General features: G+C 71.3%; 1 protein-coding gene. It reads right to left on the bottom strand.

Translation table 11 applies throughout. The annotated features are described in order from the left end of the window. Positions 1 to 158 precede the first annotated feature (158 nt). Positions 159 to 2,246 (bottom strand): NPCBM/NEW2 domain-containing protein, encoded by a 2,088-nt coding sequence (locus ACFV3E_RS35440; protein ID WP_500538891.1) that lies wholly within the window; start codon positions 2,244 to 2,246, stop codon positions 159 to 161. Positions 2,247 to 2,832 lie beyond the last annotated feature (586 nt).

The raw sequence follows: 2,832 nt of genomic DNA on the forward strand, positions 1-2,832 counted from the left end.
GTTTCTGTCGCTACTTGGGGGGTTCCAACCATGGGGGGCCCGCCGTTTTTGTGGGGGGGGGCGTGGGCGGTGGCCCGCCCGTTGGCGGGGCCCGCCACGCCGCGGGGGCGCGCGCCCCCCCCCCCACGGCGTCATGGTGTTGTGTGGCTGTTCGGGGTTCAGCAGGTGGCGTTCAGGCCGGCCCAGTTGGCACGGTCGTTGTAGCCGCCGTCGCCGGCGTCGCCGACCACGAGGTCGAGGACCCGGACGCCGGTCAGGTCGACGTCGGCCTGGCGGGTGTCGTCGCGGGTCAGGACGCCGCTGTCGAACAGCACCTTGCCGTCACCGATGACCTGGAAGGTCGACGTGCCGCCTTCCGGGCCGACGTTGCGCACCGCGTCGTCGATGCCGACGGTGGTGGTGAGCCGGCTGCACTGGTCGCCGAGGTAGTAGCGGATGGTGGAGGGCGAGGCGACCCCGATGCCGGTCGGGTGGACCTGGCCGAGCATGCTGATCGGGGACCAGCCGCCGACGCTGAGGTCGACCGTCGGGCTCATCCATCCGCTGGTGGCGCTGATCCACTGGTGGTGGGACAGCACGACGTCGCCGTCCGGTGCGGCCGGTGCCACCACGACGGGCGCGGTCGTCTCCTGCCGCAGCCGCTTGTTGCCAATCACCTCGTACGACGTGGTGGCGGTCAGCGCGGTGCTGCCCGGCGCGGCGGTGGCCGGCAGGGTCACGGTGAAGGCGAGGGTCACCGAACGGTTGGAGTCCAGTAGCTTCGGCGCGGTGCCGAGAGGTCGGGCGGTCCAGCCGGCGGGCACCGTCAGCTCGGTCCGCGGGGTGAAGACCGGCTGCGCGCCGTCGTTGCGGACGGTGACCTCGACCCGGGCCTGGTCGCCGCCGGCGACCATCGGGGCGGTCCCGGCCGGCACGGTGTCGTCGCCGACCTGGGTGACCTGCGGCAGACCGGCCACCACGTGCGGGACACCGGGCTTGCCCGTGGCCCGGCCGACCCGGAACAGGGCCGCGCCGTGGGCGGGGACGGCGGCACTGATGGTGCCGGCGCTCTCGGTGACCTGGTTGGTCCAGGCGTTCTTCAGGGTGAACCGGTCCCCGGACAGCCCGACCGCCGACGCCTTCGCGGTCAGCGTCGCCGGGCTGTCGCCCCGGTTCAGCAGCACCACGGCACGGTCACCGTTGGCGAGCCGCTTCACCCAGGTCTCCGTCGTGCCGGCGGGGCCGACGCGGACGGCCTGGACGACGGCAGGGTCCTGGTTGATCGCGAGCACATCGGGGTCGGAGAGAGTGCTGAGCGAGGTCTTGCCCAGCTTGGTGACATCGCTGCCGATCACCAGCGGGGCAGCCGCCACCGACCAGAGCGTCATCTGGGTACGGAACTCCTCGTCGGACATTCCGTGTTCGGGCCCGAGGTAGTCCGGGTCGTTGAAGTGCCCGGGACCTGCGGCCTCGGGGTGTCGGGCGTTCGCGTCGTAGTTGCGCAGCACGTCCTTGAACTTGATCTCGTCGACGAAGCCCACGTCCGTGTAGGTCCGCCAGGACTGCGCGATCTGCGGCGCGTAGCTCCAGGAGTACGTCGACTGCTGCTCTTCGGGGTAGTTGCCCCAGTCCGGGGAGGTCACCGGGTTGCAGAGGTTGAAGATCATGGGGCGCTTGCTGGCGTTGTTCCGCAGCGCCTGCGCGAACTCGGTGTATACGGTCTTGGGGTCGAGGTCCGCGGCGATCCCGCAGAGGTAGTCCACCTTGACCGCGTCGAACTTCCAAGCCGCGAACTGGTCCGCGTCACGCTGGTAGTAGCCGTGGCTGCCCAGTCCGCACTTGCCCGGGATGTACGGGCCGGCGTCGGTGTAGATGCCGGCCTTCAGGCCCTTGGAGTGGATGTAGTCGACCAGCGGCGACAGCCCGTTCGGGAACTGAGCGGGGTTGGGCGTCAGGTCGCCGGCCGCGCTGCGCGGCGTCGGCGCCGCCCAGTTGCCGTCGATCCAGACGTACTCGTAGCCGGCGTCGCGCAGGCCGCTGCTGACCAGGAAGTCGGCTGTCGACTTGATCTCGGCCTCGGTGGGATCGCCACCGAACGCGTAGTAGGTGTTCCAGCCCATGTACGGCGTCGGGCTCAGCACCTGCGCCGATGCCGGCGCCGTGACGGCTGCGCCGGCGGCGGCCGGGGCGGCCTGGGCGGGCGCAGGCACGGCCGCGGCCAGTACGCCGGTCACCAGGGCGAGGAGAGCGGTGAGATGTCGTTTCACATCGGATCCTTCGCTGTCCGATCGATCAGGCGTGCCGGTGCGTCCTGGCCGTGAGCCCGTGGCGCCGCCCCCTGGTGGAGGGTGCGGCGGCCGGTTCCCGGACCGCTCCATGCCCGCGCGCCTGTTGCGATCTTGTTTCCAGGGATCCTGCAGCGGTTACCGGCGCGCGTCAATAATAATTCCTAAATTAAGAGTTACTGATTGGACTCGGCCGGGGCACCTCCAACGGCGTCCCGTCAGGTCGTGCCTGATCTGGTGCCAGATGCGGCGTATGGCGGGATGGGGCGAGGGGTGTTCCCGCTTGCGGGCGTTCGCGCACGTACGTCCGGCGCCGGCTGCTGACGGCTTCAACCGTGGCGAACCCCGTGCCGCCGGCGCTGTCCGCTGCAGTGCACGCGAACCTGGCGACATGCGTCGCACCGCAGGGGGGGCTGCGTCCTGACGCAGCCCCTGAAAAAGGTTGCGGGCTGCTGTCGATCCGGCCGTGTCCTGGTCGACGTGGAGGGGGGGGGGGGGCGGGCCGGCCCCCCCCCGGCGGCCGGGGCGGCCCCCCCCCCCCCCCCGCCAGCCGCGGGCCCGCAGCCGC

The sequence above is a fragment of the Streptomyces sp. NPDC059718 genome, from assembly GCF_042733315.1.
In the GTDB taxonomy this organism is placed as follows: Bacteria; Actinomycetota; Actinomycetes; order Streptomycetales; family Streptomycetaceae; genus Actinacidiphila.